Genomic DNA, 14,333 nt, shown 5'->3' with positions numbered 1-14,333 from the left:
TAATGGATTCAGTTCGTTTTGTCTTACGTGAAAATCGCCACGGTCTGGCGCGCCCATAGCACTCGCCGACCGCTTTCGTCCCATATTTCCATATCCTGTAACGAGTAACCGTCCAGAGCCTGCTGGCTAAAAGAATGGATAAGGAACCATTCGCCAACAACGGCCGGCTGCGGCAGGTCAATCATCCAGGAAGCTGAGCTGATGGCGGCTGGTTCGGTGAAGCAGGTCATGGCTGCCGGCGGCAAACTGTCGGCGAGTGCAATCAAGGCGACTGCCGGGTCCACACCCTGCGCATCCAAGTGGCGTACCCACATCAATAATTCGGGATTTTCAGCACCAGACACCGGCAGCGAACCGCCCGCAGGGCGCATCTCAAAGTTATTGGCGCAAGCAGGTGCAACCTTGCTGTCTAGTTCCATTTTGGGGTAATGGGATGGGCCATCTACAAGCGGAGGACCCCATGAATCATGGGTAATCTTGCTCGCACGCGGCTGGGCGAATAGCAGGGTCGTGCGCAACGCAAGGTCATCCCCCGAGAGACAGTCGACCGATACCGAAGTGACTGATCGCCCTTGACGCAATACGCTTACATCGAACGTTTGCGCCTGTGTGACCGGACCTATAAATGACACCTGCGCGGACTTGAACGGGGGAAAGCCCACAGGACGTTCAAGCAAAACCGCTTGCAGCGACAGCGCTGCGGACAGGCCGCCAAAGATCGTTCGGCCCTGCTGCCAGTTAGGTGGCGAAACAAAAGGCGCGTCCGGATCAAATTGCGCCAACACCTGAGCAAAGCTCATCATGTCGACGCTCCCAGAACTGACTGATGTTGATCACCGCGCAACAGCCCACTTGAGCTGCCTCTATTAAAGCCGAAGCCATCGGATGGCATGTGCTGAATGAGTGGTGACCTGACCCGAAGAAAAACGCGGTGAATATGACGGTGCTGAATCATAGCGATGCCCCAAGAGCAGATGCGCCATGTTTATTCATGTGACCATTTGTGTCAATAGTCACAACACAGATAAATAAAGGCTTTTCCTCCGACCAAAGCGAGGGTAGTTTTTTGAAGCTGGATGACTAATGCGTCAGCGTACAAGCGTCAGTCAAAGCTCAAGGCATGAGGCTACGCAAGACGAGGTTGGTGGTGAGCGTCGGTGCCTCCTCGACGAAGTCGAGGTTGTACTGCAACAGCAAGGGATTGACGAAAGGTCGTAAAGCAAGATGTATCGCGTCTACTGTCTCGTCCAACGGCGTCTTGCGTTCAAATTCACCGATCTCTCGCCCCTCGCGCACGATTTGCAACACGAAGCGTTTGATCTGTGCGTCATAAACTTGCGAACTGGGCCAGCGCTCCGACGCTGCGAACGCTGCAATGTCATAGAGTTTGCGGTCATTAAAGAACAGACTCACCCCTGTGGTGATCAGGGTTTTGACTAGGCGTCGAAAGCGCTCCGTCGGTGTAATGGCCTCTTCTTTGATGGCCTGCTCCACTGCCGCAACGATTTGCGCCAGGCAATTGGCGCAGATGGCTTCACCGATCGCCTGCTTGGAATCGAAGAACTTATAGATGTAAGCCTTGGAAAACCCGATGGCCTTGGCCAGGTCGGAAACCGTGGTTTTACCGTAACCGTACTGACTGAAATGCTCATTGGCCGCCGCGACAATCTGGTCACGAATGTCGTGCTCGGCTGGGCCACGGGAGCTGGGCGAGGATATTGATGGCTGGTTCATGCGAACAGCTTACTCATCTCAAAGGCGGTTGACAACACGTGACCGAATTGTAATATCGTCACATATCTGACCATCCGGCCTTAACCTGTCGTTTTTTTTGGCTGGGCTCGAATGAAGGCATGACATGACTCCAAGGGTCAATAACACATCAGCTTGACGCGGAATTTGCGGATGTGGAGGTCACATCGAAGCAGCTTGGTCAGTGCGGTGAACAACAAAGAACTGTCAGGATTTAAACCCTACGGGAGCCTAGACATACAAAGACATTGCTTCTTCCCAACATCCGCATAGTCCACGTTTGCGCGATGCTCCAATAACTCCGAACGTTCAACAACGAGGACATACAAAGCTTGCAAGTAATCAGGTAAATATAGGACAGCAACCGCACGGAAGCCGAGGTCACCCTATTAGATCTTTAGACAGTACCTAGCGGGTCTGCCCTTTGACAGGAGGCTACCTCTATGTACGGACCTAATAGCGTTAACCCTTATGAAAAGCTCTTTTACAGACCCATCGAAGCAGTCATACGCTGGTGCGACTTGATGGATTACGAAACCAAGATTCTCGAGTTAGCTTGGGATAGTCCTGAGCGTCTCATCTCAGCTTTTCCGCAATGGCCATGTCTGTACAAGAATCTAGAAAAAATCCTGGATGCCATACGAAATCAGGAGCTGCGTTACGGTGCTCTAGGCACCACCGTTACGCCAGGAACACCTGTCGACCTCAAACTACTGACCATCCGACATTCGGACTTAAAGTCGTGGATGTGTAACCGTTATCCAGATCAACGACCGTTTTTTCTCTTTAACCCAATATCAGTTGGCCACGAAGCTATCCACTACGGCACATACCTGATCCTGCAAGCAGACAGAGATGCCCTGCAGGTACGGTTAAAAGCAACCGAAGCGAGACTTCAGGATCTGATGGACGAATTGGTAGCTGCTGGATTGGAGCGAGAAAGTCTTCGCGAGCTTGCCGAAAATAAAAAGGACATGAGCGAGCAAAGCAAGGCCAGTTTCCTCAACGTCATCGGAGCGCTAGTCAATATCATGCTCGGTTCTTCTGAAGCAGGAAGACGTCATTCTATATTCGACAGTCAAGCATCCATTGTCGATTCTATAACCGCGCACTACGGCGAGGTTCCAGGGTTGAGTAAGCGTTCGCTGGATGAAAAATTTGCGGCCGGTCGACGTAGCCTTACCCAAGCTAGGCGGTAAGGATTGCGGTGCAATATTGTCAATTGCATAGCAATGACTAATCTCATTTCCTGGTGTTGAATTCAGGTCACTTCCCATAAAACGCCAGTCGGTGCCAGGAGTGACCAGCATGTCAAGCCAATCCTCATCTATCGTTGAAGCACCTCAGCCACAGGTCGAACGTCACATCATGCGTCGTGACGAAGTGGAACGAAAAACTGGCTTCAAGCGGGCACACATCTACAACTTGATGAAGGAAGGCAAATTCCCACAAGCCAAACGCATTGGACTGCGCGCGGTGGGCTGGGACTCGCTGGAGATCGAGCGTTGGGTCGTTGAACGCTTGGATCAGCAGGCCTGATGTCATGCGTGTAGTCTCGGTGGTTTCCACCAAAGGTGGCGTAGGAAAAACCACAGTAGCCGCCAACCTCGGTGGTCTGCTGGCAGATGCTGGCCTGCGCGTCCTGCTGCTCGATCTGGATAACCAACCCACCCTCTCCAGCTATTACGCCTTGAGCCAGAGGGCTGGTGCAGGTGCGTACGAGTTCATCGCACTCAACCTAACAACTCCTACCCAGATTATTTCCAAGACAGTGATTGCACGGCTCGACCTGATCCTCTCCAACGACGATCAAGGTCGACTCAGCACCTTACTGCTGCATGCCCCCGACGGGCGATTACGGCTGCACAATTTGCTCACCAATTTCCGCCTCAATTATGACCTGCTTTTGATCGACACCCAGGGCGCACGTAGCGTGCTGCTGGAGATGGCGATCCTCGCCTCCGATCTCGCGCTCTCACCCATCACGCCGGAAATGCTCGCCGCCCGCGAACTGCGCCGCGGCACCTTGAAGCTGCTCAGTGAACTTGAACCGTTCCGCCACCTGGGCATTACACCGCCACCCTTGCGATTGCTGCTGAACCAGGTGAATGCCATTCGGGTGGACACCCGGATGATCATCCACGGCCTGCGCGAGACCTTCGCTGGGGCTACCAACATTTCGGTCCTAGACACCGTAGTTCCAGACCGAGTGGCGTATCTCAATGCCGCCTCCCTCGGTCTGCCGGTCCACCGAATAGAAACGCGCCGGTCACGTGAACGACGCTCGCCTTCAGCGCTGGAAACCATGCAAGCGCTGGCCATCGAACTGTTTCCGGAATGGCGCAAAGCGATTTCTACGGTGAGCAAATACGCGGAGGCTCAATGAGACGAATCACCAAGCCGGCACTTCTCGCCAAGTCATTTTTTATCGACCTTGATGCCAACAGTGTTTGGCAAGGAGTCTTTTGATGCTGGATCAACTTCCCATCATCATTCCGCCATCTATTCGGCCACACCACCCACCTTGCGAGGAGTACTGCACCGTGGTCTTTCGCCTGCAAGGTGGACGCTCGGCCATGGGGTGGTTCCTCACAGAACTGTCCCGACACTTCGACGGCTCGGGTACTGCCGAGATCGTCAAGTTCGAGATCGGTGACCATTTGCGTAACCGGCGTTAACTGAGGCGATTCCGATGAAGAAGCTCAGTCAGGAGGACATCACCGACCAGTTGCTGCAGGACCACTTCCCTCGGGCTCCAGAACTGGAGCGGCTGTCCGATCCACTCATCGACACGCCTATGCTGGTCACCCTGGAGCAGTTGCGGCCCTACGAACACAACCCGCGCTTCATCCGCAATCCGCTTTATGACGACATCAAGGCCTCGATCCGTGAACGCGGGCTGGATCAACCGCCGCCGATTACTCGCCGCCCGGGAGAAACCTATTTCATCATCCGCAATGGCGGTAATACGCGCTTGGCGATTCTCGGCGAGCTGTGGCAGGAAACTCGCGACGAGCGCTTCTTCCGCATTCATTGCCTGTTCCGACCCTGGACCAATGAACTCAATGCCCTACTCGGCCATCTAGCCGAAAGCGATCTGCACGGCCAACTCACCTTCATCGAACGTGCATTGGCGGTGGCCAAACTCAAAGCCATGCTCGAATCAGATGAAACGACACTCTCGCAGCGCGAACTGGCCAGACGCCTCGCCGCTGGAGGCTATCCGATTTCGCAATCGCACATCAGCCGCATGCTCGACACCCTCGAACACTTACTGCCTGCCATTCCACAAACCTTGTATGCCGGATTGGGTAAGCCCCAGATCGAACGCCTGATCGCTCTGCGTAGCCAGGCTGAACGAACCTGGAACCGCTATCCAACCGCCACCGTTGCGTTCTCTGAGTTTTGGCTCGATACCCTGGGTTACTTCGATACCGACCCTGAGTCCTTCGATCTTGAGCAAATCCAGGATGAACTGCTCGAACGCATGAGCCGCTTACTCGGACAGTCCTACCATATGTTGGCCCTGGAACTGAGCGATACCCAACGGGTCATCTCGACGTCAGGCGTTGTCGTCACCACGCCCTCGGAGAACGACCATCTGCCGAGCGTTGATGAAGCCGCGGCCGGACCTCCCTCCTCCAAGCCCCGTCCCAAATCAACTGAGGTCAGGACCCAGACCGAAACAGCGCGAGAGGAGCTGCTCACACCGCCCGAAACGAATGTCGTATCAACGGTCAGCCCTCCGTCACGTGTCCAACAGATTCGCGAACAGATCGATCGTGAGACCTCCACTGAAGCAGCACCGACCTTCGAGGCCTGCGCGATGGACGACATCTGGTCCATTGCACCAGCACTGGATAGCCCCGAACAACTGCGTTTAGCCATTGCCGGACTGGCTCGGGAAATGGCGACCTATGCCGGACATTCCGAAAGCATCATCGATCAGAAGCATGGCTTGGGCTTCGCCCTGAACATCGAGCAACTTGATCTTGCAGCACCTCGCGCGACCGGTGTTCACCTACTGCTCCTGGCCCTGTTGCGCGCTCAAGACGAGGTGAACTGGGAGGATCGCAAGCAACTACCCTCAGCCCTGTTCGGCCAGCTGTTGTTGGGTGTCTATCAACTCCCGCTGACAGATCGTCCCGCCGTGGATGTGGGACTGGAACGACTGCCCGACAGCCTGTTAATCAAACTGTATCGCCTGATCCGCCTGGCCCGGCGTCTGATTGACTTAACGTTTACCCCTGAAGACGACTCATCGAAGGAGTTGCCATGAACCTGTCCTTCAATGTGCTCAACCAGGCCATGCTGACCCAGGTGCTGCATGAGCTGCGCCTGGGTAATCTGCAACGCTGTAAGGCACTCGGACTGGGTGAGGACGACATCTACCTGTTGCAATCCTTACCGCCCACCACGTTGTCGCGTCTGGCCCATGCTACCGTCCCCTGGGTTGAGGTCAAGATTGACTCGCCGGTGCTGCATCGCTTGATCGAGCAAGCCGAACGCGACGAGCAGAACGAGCGCTTGATCAACCGCGCGCTCAAGCTCGGCGCTAGCAGCACCATCATGTATCAGTGCTTCGGTTTGGCGCATTCGGAAACCGCCCTGCGCCGACGTCTACTCAAGATAGAAACCCGTAAAGGCCGCCCTCAGCATTTGAGCGAAGCGCAGGAACATGCGCTCTGGCAGCGTTGGTGCCAACTACGCGCTCAGGACAGGACCGAGGATCAGCTCGACGCCATGATGATGCTGGCGGAGGAGCAACAGATCAGCTTGACCATCGTTTGGCAGCAGATCGACCATTACAGCAACGGAACATGAACACTGCCCCTTCCGGTCGCTGGCAACGTGTCCTGCAGCAATGCACCCAGCAGTTGAGTGAACGCTGGCCCGCACGCCCGACCACTGAACAACCCTCCAACCAGGCTCTGCAGGCTGGCTTTCTGTTCAGTGGCCAATCACACGAAGTCGTGCCGCGTCGACTGCTGCTGGATAATCGGCTGACGCCATTGGAACGCAATGCCTGGCAGGTGTTTCGACTCATGCTGCAAGGCCAGGGCGTGGTCACGCCGCGCTATGAGGATTTGCAACCTTACCTGTCGAGCGTGCCCTATAGCGCGTCAGCCTCCCGTGAAACCATTGCTCGCGCGTTGACGATGCTCAGGCTCACTCGCTGGCTCAGCTTGGTGAGTCGCGGGCGCGATCAGCTCAGCGGGCGTCTTCAAGGTTCGCTATATGTCCTGCACGATGAACCGTTAACCCCTGCCGAAGCCATGGAGCTGGATCAGGATTACCTGGAGCTGGTCGGACATTGCCTAAGCCATAACACCAAGGCGGTGCGCATCGTCGCCCAGCACATTCTGAAAGAAATTCGCCAGGACAGCCATATCGATCTGGGTCAGCTCCCCACCCGGCTCGACAGCTGGGGCGAACACTGGACGCAGCAAGGATTGGATCAGGCAACCGATGACGCGATGCACGACTCCGAACTGGGCGGCGATCACCTCATTCGGAATCGTGCAGGCCCTCGTTCGGACTCCGAACCGGGCCTGAACGCCAGTGTTTCCGGCACCGTTCGGAATCCGAACGCCGCCTGTACTGTATTAAAAGAAAGTACTTGTACTGTACCGCGCGCGACCCCTGCGGTGGATAACCTGCACTGGCCCGATCCGCTGCACCTGAGTCCAAGCGAGCGTCAGGCCATTGCCGTGGCGCTGAACAAGCTCAAACCACCGGATCGTCAGGCGGTGCTCAACGAAGCGGGTGCACGCTGTATCGCTGGAGGTATCCGCAAGCCAGCGGCCTACCTGATGGGCCTGATCCAGCGTGCGTTGAAAGGCGACTTTCATCCTTGGGCAAGTCAGACAGAACCTCCACCCGTTGCAGAGCTGCCTCCAACTGCACCCTCACGTCCGTCAAAAAAGCAGGGCGAATCCGCCTCCGCCCTCGCCCAAGCGTGCCTGAATGAGCTGCGCCAACTGCGCGGCAAACGCCCTGGACATCAATAGATTTGATGCCAGTGGCATCAAATCTATTGAGTTCTACTGTGAGATCAAAGGGCCAAATCTGCGCAGTCCGACCGGTACGGCCATCGCCCCCCATGGAATTGATGCCACCAAAGTCATGCGCGAACGTCTCTAGAACTTACTCTCTCACACCAAACCGAACAGACCGCATTCAGCTTTTTGCCTGCCATTGACCCTCATCTGTCGCAACGTTCCCGTCCAAGCTTATGCGAGGACAACACCGTGGCCGATCACTATCAACTCAACCTGGGTTCATTGCGCAGCAGCATCACCCTGACCCTGCACACTCACCACGCCGCCCGTATCTGGCAAGGTCGAACCGCACGCGAAGGCGTTCATTCGATCATGGGCATGGCCGGCTACATCAGTGTCACCAACCTGATCAAACAAACCGCGGCCCAAGACGATCCCTATGCAGACTGGGCCATCGTGCAACTCGAAGAAAAACTGATGCAGGCCAAAGCCGGGATGCTGGAACTGACCCAACAGCTGGATCGAATCAGACAGGACCTCCCGACACAGATCGACATGAGCGACAACCTCAACATCCACCCCGTCACCTTGCCGTTGTACATCGGCAGCCAGCTGGGTTTTCTGGCGGTCTACCTGCTGACCGATTACGACACCCTGGTGCGTCGTACGCTATTGGCCCATCACACCGCCTTGATCGGTCGCAGAGACATGGAAGCCTGGATCGACGACGGTGCCCATCTGCTGCGCAGCCTGTTCGGCCAAGCGCAACGCTATCGGCATGCTGGCGTCACCCGCGACGACATGGCGGCGAACAATGCACGCGCCCTGGCGGCCATTGAGAAATTTGGGTTGCCCCCCATGGACATCCTTGAGGGTCATCGCCGCTCCCAGTTCGCGCCGCCAATCATTCGTCGTGGCGCTGTGGCAGTGGATGACGCTGACGCGTTGTCAGCGGAAGCGGGAGAGCCATCTGCGACAGTGGATGAGTCGGAGGACGACGCATGAATCCCCTGACCTCGGCTCAACCAATGTCCCTCGAAGCATTGACACCGGATGCCTATCGACAGCTCGAACACGCCGCCTCCCTAAAAGGCCTTTTAAAACCTTTTAAGGGTAAGGGGGAGTTGGAGCACCTGGCGCAGGTGGCGAGGGACATCGAGGCGCAGTTATGTCACCTGATGGAGGCGGTGGTGCAGCAGGCCGGACAACCTCCTTACTCACTGCTGGATATTCGATTGATGCTGCAGAACACCAGCGCGGGCAGCACCTTTTTGCGTTGGCGCACCCGTGATTTTGCCCGTATGGGGGTTGCGGTCTGGGAACGTCAGGTCCGCAACCAAACCCTACCGCAGGCCGTACGCCAGGGATTGCACCGTTTCGAATGCGATCGCATTGCACTGAACTTGCAGATGAGCGTGGTGCATTCGCTCTACCGCCAGGCATCGACCTGTGCGATCAAAATGGCCAGTGCCGAACAGTTACTGCGCCAACTCACAACCGCAGTGGAGGTATCAGGATGAGTACTTTTTTTGTCGGCGAAGGCAATATCGGCAGTGCGCCAGAGTTCCAGGAGTTTCCATCAGGCAATGACGAGCCACGGCGTTTGCTACGGCTGAATGTGTATTTCGACAACCCCGTACCACGCGAGGGCAGCTATGAAGATCGAGGCGGTTATTGGGCACCGGTTGAGCTCTGGCACCGCGAGGCTGAACACTGGAGCACGCTGTACCAGAAGGGCATGCGTGTGCTGGTCGAAGGCCGCACCGTGCGCGATGAGTGGGAGGACAGCGAAGACAATGCGCGAGTCACCTTCAAGATCGAGGCCCGTCGAGTCGGCATCCTGCCTCACCGCATGCACAGTGTGGTCATGCGCGAACGCTCCAGTGAACCGGCGTCATCTGCGACACCCGCCGGGCGAAATACAGAGCAGGCCAGCTCATCTGCGTCGAAGCCCAAAAAGCGCAGAGGATAGCCACTGCGACCTGACAGGCTTCAGGCATAAAAATTGCGCCTTTGCGCGAAGTTGCTGCCGTGTTCCTACGCGCTGCTCGTGAGGATCCACACTGTCGCCCACGCTAAAACGGGATAGCGGCCTCGGATCTTCAAGGCTGCCTTCACCGACTAACATGAGGGACCTGCAAGTCAGGTTTCTCATATCTCGCAATTGCTGTTTCCAACAACGCTGCTCCGAACTCAATCTGGAGCAGTTTTATGCGCCTCTTCCTCTGCGAAAAACCTTCCCAGGGTCGGGACATTGCCAAGGTACTCGGGGCCACGCAGCGTGGCGATGGTTGCCTGATCGGCACAGAGACAACCGTCACCTGGTGTATCGGCCACCTGCTGGAGACAGCACCGCCTGAAGCCTATGGCAAGCAATTCAAGAGTTGGTCGCTGGATCATCTACCGATCCTTCCCACGCAGTGGGTGGTTGAAGTCAAACCCAAGACTGCGGCTCAGTTCAAAGTCATCAAGCGCCTGCTCATTGAAGCCTCCAACGTCGTGATCGCGACCGACGCCGACCGCGAAGGTGAAATGATTGCCCGCGAGTTACTCGAACTCTGCCGGTATCGAGGCCCCGTTCAGCGCCTCTGGTTGTCCGCTCTCAACGAGGCGTCGATTCGCAAGGCACTGTCGTCGCTGAAGCCTGGGCAGGAGACCTTCCCGCTCTACCACTCGGCCCTCGCCCGTAGCCGCGCCGATTGGCTGATTGGCATGAACCTCAGTCGTTTGTTTACCCTCCTCGGCCGGCGGGCGGGCTACGACGGTGTATTGTCGGTTGGACGCGTCCAGACACCCACTTTACGCCTGGTGGTCGATCGGGATCGTGCGATTGCCAGCTTCGTCTCGGTGCCCTACTGGGAAGTAGATGTGCACCTGTCCTCAATGGGGCAACCATTCATCGCGTTGTGGCAACCACCCAGCTCAGGACGCGATGAAGCCGGTCGTTGCCTACAGCAGGCGCTTGCCCGTCACGCGGTCCAAGCGATCTCTTGCAGTAAAACCGCCTCAGTCCTCTCGCTGCAGACTGAGCATTCCCGCGAAGCGCCACCCCTGCCCTTCGACCTGAGCACACTGCAAGAAGTCTGCTCGCGCAAGTTGGGTCTCGGCGTCCAGGAAGTCCTGAACATTGCCCAGGCTCTGTACGAAACCCACAAGGCCACCACCTACCCGCGCAGCGATTGCCGCTATTTGCCTGAGAGTATGTTCAACGAGGTATCCGCGGTATTCGATGCCCTACTCAAAACGGATCCCGCGCTGCTGCCCGCATTGGGAAGACTCGATCGGTCACTGCACTCCCGCGTGTGGAACGATGCCAAGGTCACCGCCCACCACGCCATCATCCCCACCACCGAGCCGGCGAATCTCGCGCGGATGTCCGAACAAGAACGCCAAGTCTACGAACTGATCCGTAGCCACTACCTCGCACAATTTCTTCCGCATCATGAGTTTGATCGGACCCAGGTTGAACTGGAGTGTGGCGAAGAGCGATTGACCGCTGTTGGCAAACAGATCCTGGTCCAGGGCTGGAAAGGCTTGCTCTGCGAAAATACCGAAGAGGATGAGCCCAGTCACAAGTCCCAAGTATTGCCCGTCTTGCAACAGGGTACTCAGTGCGCAGTGGACGAGGTCGAACTCAAGTCCATGCGCACTGCCGCTCCCAAACCACTCACTGAGGGCGATCTGATCAAGGCCATGAAAAATGTGGCCAAGCTGGTCAACGACCCACGCCTGAAACAGAAGCTTCGGGACACCACCGGTATCGGCACCGAAGCCACGCGAGCCGGTATCATCAAGGGGTTGATTGATCGCGGTTATTTGCTGAAGAAAAAACGCGCCTTGATGGCCTCCGCAGCGGCCCATACCCTGATCGAGGCGGTACCCGCTGCAATCGCAGACCCTGGCATGACCGCGATCTGGGAACAGGCTCTGGAAGAAATCGAAACGGGACGCCTGTCCCTGGATGCATTCATCGACAAGCAGGCGAACTGGATTGCGCAGTTGGTCGCACACTGCGGAGCGCTCACCTTGTCGATACCGGTAGAAGCCGGCCCGGCCTGCCCCATTTGCAATGCCTCAATGTTCAGGCGAGAGGGGAAATCAGGGCCGTTCTGGTCATGTTCCCACTACCCCGACTGCAAGGGCACTGTGTCGGTCAGTAAAAATACACGTCGCCCATGACGTGCCATTGAAGATCAACATGAGTGTTGGGGGCGATGTACTGGTCAGTGCATCATCAGCGGCGGCTGATCCCTCTCCAAGTCGCTTAGCGGTTGTCCGATTTCACGGGCCAAGGCGATGCCTGTCGAAATCCATATCTGCCCCAGTTCGTTGAACGCTTTCAGGTGATCAGGATTTTCGTTGAGCCAATGAACGAGGCTGTCGAAGTGTTCGGGGTTATCCGGGCAATCATGGATCTTGATGAACAGCTCCAGTGTTCGATCCCAGATCTGATCCATGACGTTCTCGCTCTTCTCTTCCATGCTCAACCGTTCCTCAGCTTGGCCCTATCAGACCGCTCATTCTCACTGACCACCTCGGACTCTGATTCCTGGAGGAACAGAAGCCACGTCGCATTACACAGCGATTTCAGCCAACATAACAACCTTATAAGTCGATACTCAACCGTTAAGGATGTTCATGTCAACGGGTCTTTGCTCAACCATTCGGGTTGAACTGGAGAACTCATCACTTGGCACATAAACATCCAACCCAAGCCCAAATCGGGCGCATGATCGCGAAGCACCGGACCGAGCGTAATCTGACCCAGGAAGAGGTGGCTGAGCGCATGGGGATCGGCAGTGAAGCCATATCGCGCCTGGAGCGGGGTGTGGTGGAGCTTTCCGTGGTCAAGCTGATGCAGTTAGCGGATATTTTCGACTGCCGGATGGATGAACTGCTGACGGAGTCGAGTAATCGTCCCAATGACCAGGGCCAGATGATCGCGGGTCTGCTGAACGGTCTGAAAGAAAGCGACCGTGCCTTTATCCTGGCTACCGTCGAACAATTGGCTGCTCATCTCGGCAGTAAGTAACCTCTTTCATCGCGCTCAATGTAGTGTCCTATGAGGGATCGCCCTCTGGCTTGACGTCATCCCGCCCTCTCTGCTGTAGTGCCTCAGGATCATCGCCAACGGCGACCCAAGACCGATTCGCTCCGGGCAGTTCGGTCGAACTCATTGAGTTCGGAGCCTTCTCTTCTGTGGGATTTCGCTCCCGTTTTGTGCTCGACCAGATCGTGGTGGCGGATGACCACTGTTGCCTCTACCAGGCAATAGCGGTCATCCGCTTCAGCGATCGTATTCAGTCCCGGAGCCCGCCGGGGAAACACTGGGCACCCTTTGTGCGCGGATGCGTGCCAGCATGTTCCGACCCAGGCCACGACAAGGGTCGGTTGGCGAATCATGGCGCAGTTAAACCAAGTTTTGCGAGGAGCTTGTCGACTGCGTAAGACCGCCAAAGGTGGCTTCTCTCTTCCTCGCCTGGCACCCCGCCAGGCCCACTCTTCACTTTCTTCAGTCCAGTGACTGCCACTGTATTCCAGCCATAAAAAATTGGGTTGCAGCGTCTTGACGCTCCCCTGTGACAGGTTTATACAAAGGGCGTGGTTCGCTGTCGTTGACAGCCCAGCCCAGGTAGCTTGAACCTTCAAGGCTACGCCACGTTCGTGGTGGTTTACCCAAGTGCGATCAGCGTTCGGAAGCTCGCGCGGTTGCCGCTTCAGCGGTGATGAATGCCCACTACTCCATGCCTGCGGATCACCACCGCAGACGCTCCTCTGCTGCACTGCTATTCCCCAGACGCATCGTTCTGATCGTCATCGGCTTGCCGGTGCCGAGTCGTTCATTGCTCGCCTTCACCTTACCCACCTTGACGGGGGCTCACTTCCCCGTCAGGGACTGTGCGTCGCCGTTTTCCCTTGAAACAGGAGAACCACCATGGCCCACACCAACCATTCCCAAGAAGCGACCACATACTTCAACCTGCACACCGTCGGTATCGGCTATCTCAACCGTGTTCGTGAAGTACAAGTTCGCCGCGGCCAGCCGTTCATGGCCTGCGATATCGCCGCCCTGCACGGTGCCAGCGATGCAGTGGAGTACACCCGCTTCGATTGCAAAGTCGCTGGGGGCGAAGCTGAACGCTTGATTCGTCTCTATATGGACGCCGTCAACGCCGAGAAAAAGGTCTTGCTGTCGTTCCGTATCGGCGACCTGTGGATCGATCCGTTTCTCTACGAGAAAGGCGATAAACAAGGCCAACCGGGCGCCAGCCTGAAAGGTCGTTTGCTGTTCATCGACTGGATCAAGGTCAACGGCACGTTCGAGTACAAAGCGCCCGCCAGGCAGGAAGCAACAGCACCTGTTGAGCCAGCGCCAAACAGTGAGCCATCCCCAACGTCGGCTGATGTCGAAGCTGAGGAGACCGAAAACCCAAGAGAGGCTCGGGTCGAACCTGAATCTCCACCTGCTCCCCGCACGGCCCGCCGTGATGCCACCCGTACCGTTCAGTCCGCCTGAACAGTCCACGATGCTCCACATCAAGGCGCTCCCTCGAGCGCCTTTTCTTCAATCAGCACAGG

At 56.6% G+C, this 14,333-nt stretch carries 16 protein-coding genes; 13 read left to right on the top strand and 3 right to left on the bottom strand.

Translation table 11 applies throughout. The features are described 5' to 3' along the window. Positions 1 to 23 precede the first annotated feature (23 nt). Both KGA85_RS06435 and KGA85_RS06430 read right to left on the bottom strand, forming a co-directional pair. Positions 24 to 803 (bottom strand): thioesterase family protein, encoded by a 780-nt coding sequence (locus KGA85_RS06435; protein WP_223510761.1) that lies wholly within the window; start codon positions 801 to 803, stop codon positions 24 to 26. Positions 804 to 1,113: 310 nt separating this feature from the next. After that, positions 1,114 to 1,734 carry a TetR/AcrR family transcriptional regulator gene (locus KGA85_RS06430; RefSeq protein ID WP_223510760.1) on the bottom strand — a complete coding sequence of 207 codons (621 nt, stop codon included), beginning with the start codon at positions 1,732 to 1,734 and terminating at the stop codon, positions 1,114 to 1,116. Positions 1,735 to 2,276: 542 nt separating this feature from the next. Here KGA85_RS06430 and KGA85_RS06425 point away from each other — a divergent pair. The 11 genes from KGA85_RS06425 to KGA85_RS06375 all read left to right on the top strand — a co-directional run bounded on the left by KGA85_RS06425 (position 2,277) and on the right by KGA85_RS06375 (position 11,933). Further along, the gene (locus KGA85_RS06425) at positions 2,277 to 2,951 is read left to right on the top strand and encodes a hypothetical protein (protein ID WP_223510759.1); all 675 of its coding nucleotides are present in this window, start codon (positions 2,277 to 2,279) and stop codon (positions 2,949 to 2,951) included. A 109-nt stretch (positions 2,952 to 3,060) separates the two neighbouring features. Further along, the gene (locus KGA85_RS06420) at positions 3,061 to 3,291 is read left to right on the top strand and encodes an AlpA family phage regulatory protein (protein ID WP_223510758.1); all 231 of its coding nucleotides are present in this window, start codon (positions 3,061 to 3,063) and stop codon (positions 3,289 to 3,291) included. A gap of 4 nt (positions 3,292 to 3,295) precedes the next feature. After that, positions 3,296 to 4,138 carry a ParA family protein gene (locus KGA85_RS06415; protein WP_223510757.1) on the top strand — a complete coding sequence of 281 codons (843 nt, stop codon included), beginning with the start codon at positions 3,296 to 3,298 and terminating at the stop codon, positions 4,136 to 4,138. Between the two features lie 82 nt (positions 4,139 to 4,220). Further along, positions 4,221 to 4,430 carry a hypothetical protein gene (locus KGA85_RS06410; RefSeq protein WP_223510756.1) on the top strand — a complete coding sequence of 70 codons (210 nt, stop codon included), beginning with the start codon at positions 4,221 to 4,223 and terminating at the stop codon, positions 4,428 to 4,430. A 14-nt stretch (positions 4,431 to 4,444) separates the two neighbouring features. Then, a complete protein-coding gene (locus KGA85_RS06405; RefSeq protein WP_223542998.1) occupies positions 4,445 to 6,031 on the top strand; it encodes a ParB family protein in 1,587 nt (528 codons plus the stop codon). After that, complete coding sequence (locus tag KGA85_RS06400) at positions 6,028 to 6,576, top strand: DUF2857 domain-containing protein (RefSeq protein ID WP_223510754.1); 549 nt, start codon at positions 6,028 to 6,030, stop codon at positions 6,574 to 6,576. The genes KGA85_RS06405 and KGA85_RS06400 overlap by 4 nt, the downstream gene beginning before the upstream one ends. Then, complete coding sequence (locus KGA85_RS06395) at positions 6,573 to 7,763, top strand: STY4528 family pathogenicity island replication protein (RefSeq protein WP_223510753.1); 1,191 nt, start codon at positions 6,573 to 6,575, stop codon at positions 7,761 to 7,763. The genes KGA85_RS06400 and KGA85_RS06395 overlap by 4 nt, the downstream gene beginning before the upstream one ends. A 240-nt stretch (positions 7,764 to 8,003) precedes the next feature. After that, positions 8,004 to 8,759 (top strand): PFL_4669 family integrating conjugative element protein, encoded by a 756-nt coding sequence (locus KGA85_RS06390; protein ID WP_223510752.1) that lies wholly within the window; start codon positions 8,004 to 8,006, stop codon positions 8,757 to 8,759. Then, a complete protein-coding gene (locus KGA85_RS06385) occupies positions 8,756 to 9,274 on the top strand; it encodes a DUF3158 family protein (protein ID WP_223510751.1) in 519 nt (172 codons plus the stop codon). The genes KGA85_RS06390 and KGA85_RS06385 overlap by 4 nt, the downstream gene beginning before the upstream one ends. Then, the gene (locus KGA85_RS06380; protein ID WP_223510750.1) at positions 9,271 to 9,726 is read left to right on the top strand and encodes a single-stranded DNA-binding protein; all 456 of its coding nucleotides are present in this window, start codon (positions 9,271 to 9,273) and stop codon (positions 9,724 to 9,726) included. Before KGA85_RS06385 ends, KGA85_RS06380 begins: the two co-directional genes overlap by 4 nt. 239 nt (positions 9,727 to 9,965) lie before the next feature. Beyond that, the gene (locus tag KGA85_RS06375; RefSeq protein ID WP_223510749.1) at positions 9,966 to 11,933 is read left to right on the top strand and encodes a DNA topoisomerase III; all 1,968 of its coding nucleotides are present in this window, start codon (positions 9,966 to 9,968) and stop codon (positions 11,931 to 11,933) included. Between the two features lie 44 nt (positions 11,934 to 11,977). Here the strand turns inward: KGA85_RS06375 and KGA85_RS06370 are convergent, their stop codons facing one another. Then, positions 11,978 to 12,235, bottom strand: coding sequence for a hypothetical protein (locus tag KGA85_RS06370; RefSeq protein ID WP_223510748.1), 258 nt, complete (start codon positions 12,233 to 12,235; stop codon positions 11,978 to 11,980). A gap of 209 nt (positions 12,236 to 12,444) precedes the next feature. Here KGA85_RS06370 and KGA85_RS06365 point away from each other — a divergent pair, with 209 nt between their 5' ends. Together KGA85_RS06365 and KGA85_RS06360 are read left to right on the top strand one after the other, a co-directional pair. Further along, positions 12,445 to 12,786: a helix-turn-helix domain-containing protein gene (locus KGA85_RS06365; RefSeq protein ID WP_223510747.1), complete on the top strand. Its 342-nt coding sequence runs from the start codon at positions 12,445 to 12,447 to the stop codon at positions 12,784 to 12,786. A gap of 903 nt (positions 12,787 to 13,689) precedes the next feature. Further along, the gene (locus KGA85_RS06360; RefSeq protein ID WP_223531746.1) at positions 13,690 to 14,271 is read left to right on the top strand and encodes an STY4534 family ICE replication protein; all 582 of its coding nucleotides are present in this window, start codon (positions 13,690 to 13,692) and stop codon (positions 14,269 to 14,271) included. Positions 14,272 to 14,333: the final 62 nt, after the last annotated feature.

It is taken from the genome of Pseudomonas sp. GL-B-12 (genome assembly GCF_019955895.1).
GTDB lineage: Bacteria > Pseudomonadota > Gammaproteobacteria > Pseudomonadales > Pseudomonadaceae > Aquipseudomonas.
Note: the sequence above shows the minus strand (reverse complement) of the source record. Positions and strands in the feature narration are given on the sequence as shown.

Bases quoted from the DNA above. Each gene is read 5' to 3' on its own strand.
- KGA85_RS06435 (WP_223510761.1), bottom strand. From the start codon at position 803: ATGATGAGCTTTGCTCAGGTGTTGGCGCAATTTGATCCGGACGCGCCT.
- KGA85_RS06430 (WP_223510760.1), bottom strand. From the start codon at position 1,734: ATGAACCAGCCATCAATATCCTCGCCCAGCTCCCGTGGCCCAGCCGAG.
- KGA85_RS06425 (WP_223510759.1), top strand. From the start codon at position 2,277: ATGGATTACGAAACCAAGATTCTCGAGTTAGCTTGGGATAGTCCTGAG.
- KGA85_RS06420 (WP_223510758.1), top strand. From the start codon at position 3,061: ATGTCAAGCCAATCCTCATCTATCGTTGAAGCACCTCAGCCACAGGTC.
- KGA85_RS06415 (WP_223510757.1), top strand. From the start codon at position 3,296: ATGCGTGTAGTCTCGGTGGTTTCCACCAAAGGTGGCGTAGGAAAAACC.
- KGA85_RS06410 (WP_223510756.1), top strand. From the start codon at position 4,221: ATGCTGGATCAACTTCCCATCATCATTCCGCCATCTATTCGGCCACAC.
- KGA85_RS06405 (WP_223542998.1), top strand. From the start codon at position 4,445: ATGAAGAAGCTCAGTCAGGAGGACATCACCGACCAGTTGCTGCAGGAC.
- KGA85_RS06400 (WP_223510754.1), top strand. From the start codon at position 6,028: ATGAACCTGTCCTTCAATGTGCTCAACCAGGCCATGCTGACCCAGGTG.
- KGA85_RS06395 (WP_223510753.1), top strand. From the start codon at position 6,573: ATGAACACTGCCCCTTCCGGTCGCTGGCAACGTGTCCTGCAGCAATGC.
- KGA85_RS06385 (WP_223510751.1), top strand. From the start codon at position 8,756: ATGAATCCCCTGACCTCGGCTCAACCAATGTCCCTCGAAGCATTGACA.
- KGA85_RS06380 (WP_223510750.1), top strand. From the start codon at position 9,271: ATGAGTACTTTTTTTGTCGGCGAAGGCAATATCGGCAGTGCGCCAGAG.
- KGA85_RS06375 (WP_223510749.1), top strand. From the start codon at position 9,966: ATGCGCCTCTTCCTCTGCGAAAAACCTTCCCAGGGTCGGGACATTGCC.
- KGA85_RS06370 (WP_223510748.1), bottom strand. From the start codon at position 12,235: ATGGAAGAGAAGAGCGAGAACGTCATGGATCAGATCTGGGATCGAACA.
- KGA85_RS06360 (WP_223531746.1), top strand. From the start codon at position 13,690: ATGGCCCACACCAACCATTCCCAAGAAGCGACCACATACTTCAACCTG.